Annotated in this window: 1 protein-coding gene; it reads right to left on the reverse strand. The window is 71.2% G+C overall.

Annotated features, from left to right (window positions below; translation table 11 throughout):
* Positions 1 to 1,883, reverse strand: a 1,883-nt coding sequence (locus ABIA71_RS20830) for a type VI secretion system Vgr family protein (RefSeq protein ID WP_354287843.1), incomplete at both ends; no start/stop codon positions are given.

Raw genomic sequence — 1,883 nt, forward strand, 5'->3', positions numbered from 1 at the left:
GGATCGATCTTCTCGCGCAGCTGGGTGGTGCTTTTCAGCGCCGTCAGGGCCGGCACGTTCTGCTGCTGCAGAGTGTCGTGCATGCCTTCCAGGCTGCGTTCGGCGCCCTTGAGCTGGGCCACGGCCTCGTTGCTGTCCAGCACCGTGGAGGCACCATTGCTGCGCGCCGTAGTGGAAATCAGCAGGCCCTTGGCCGCGTGCACGTTGCCCCAGCCCTGGGTGGCCAGCTCGAAGCCCTGGCCGCGCAGCGCGCCGCGACGGGTGTCGCCGTGTTCGATCAGGTAGCCCAGTTCCAGCCGGCTGTCGGCCAGCGAGGTCTGCAGCCGCGTGCGCAGCTGCCCCGGGGTGTCGTCGATCACCCACTGCTGGGTGCCGCCGCCATCGTGGGACTGGGTATGCAGGCCGCTGAGCACGCCCGGGTGCTGGGCCTTCTCGTCGATGCCGCCGCCAAAGGGCGGGGCGACCTCGCCGTTGTAGAGCTGGCCGGTGATGCGCGGCTGGTCGATGTCCCCGTGCAGGAACTCCACCAGCACCTCGCTGCCGATGCGCGGCAGGAAATGCGTGCCCCAGTTGGGGCCGGCCACCCACTCGGCTACCGGCACCCAGCTGCCGCTGGTCTGGTCGCCCGGCGCATGCCCGGTGAGCTTGCTGCCGGTATCGGTCAGCCCGCCCGGGTTGGGCGCGGTGCCGCGCTGCCAGCCGAACTGGATGCGCACCTGGTGCTCGCGATTGGGCGTGACCACGCTGTCGGCCACGCCCACCACGCGGGCGGTCTGCGGGCCGTGCAGGGTCGGGCGGTCCTGCGGCAACGCGCGGATCGGGGCGTCGCTGGGCGCGGCCAGGAAGCGGTTGCGATAGCTGCCGTTCTCCAGGGCAGACTCGCCGAGCAATTCGACGATGCCATGGCCCAGGTTGTTGACGGCCACATGCGCCACCGCGAGCAGCTGGAAGGTCTGGCCCTGGTGCTGCGGGTGCTGGGTGAGGGTGAAGCGGTTGCCGGCGGCCAGCACGCGCACGCTGCCGCTGCCCTGGAACAGGGTCATCGGTACGCGAAGCGCATCCAGGCGGGCCTGGGCTTCATCGTCGGCCGAGGCACCCTTGCCGAAGCGGCCGGCCCGCGGCTGCACATAGACTTCCAGCGCCGGCAGCTCGCCGGCCTCGGCCTGGCTCTGGCCGCTCACCGCCTGCAGCTGCTCGCTGTGCCAGCTGGCCACGCTGCTGGCGTTGGGCACCAGCTGGCGCTGCTCGGCAAATGCGGTGATGCCATCGAGGGCTTCGGCCACGTCGGCGCGGTGGAAGCGCTGCGCCCCCAGGTCGGTCAGCTCGGCGCCGGGCTCGAACACCACCAGCGTGTGGGCGGCGGTATCGCCCTGGGTCTGCTCGATGCGCCAGGCCAGGCCGGCTTCGGCCAGCAGCCGGGTCACGAAGTCCCAGTCGCTCTCGCGGTACTGGGTGGTGATGGCGCGGGCGGGCAGGGTGGACTGCACGTCGAAGCGGAATACCGCCTGCGGGTAGTCGCCGAAGATCTGCTCGCAGATGGTGCGGGTGTCCAAGTCCTGGAAGATCACCGCGTTGCGGCGCAGCTCCAGCAGGGCCGTCCACGGCTCCAGGGTGAGCCGATAGCGGGCCAGGCCGCCGTCGCTGCCCAGCTGGGCCACCTCGGTGCACAGGCCGTGCCACTGGCGCAGGCCGCCGTCGGCCTGCCGCAGCTGCAGGGTCAGCGGCTGCTCCAGCCACGGGTCCATGTCCAGGAAGGCATCGGTGGACAGGCAGTCGATCTCGAAGCGGGTACTGCCGCAGACCGATTCCTGGCCGTCGAAGCGCTCCACGACCAGGCCTGGGGCCGGGCCCTGCAGCTGGATCAGGCGTGCCTGCTGCGAGGG

The organism is Stenotrophomonas sp. 2619, from assembly GCF_040548725.1.
GTDB classification, from domain to species: domain Bacteria; phylum Pseudomonadota; class Gammaproteobacteria; order Xanthomonadales; family Xanthomonadaceae; genus Stenotrophomonas; species Stenotrophomonas maltophilia_AP.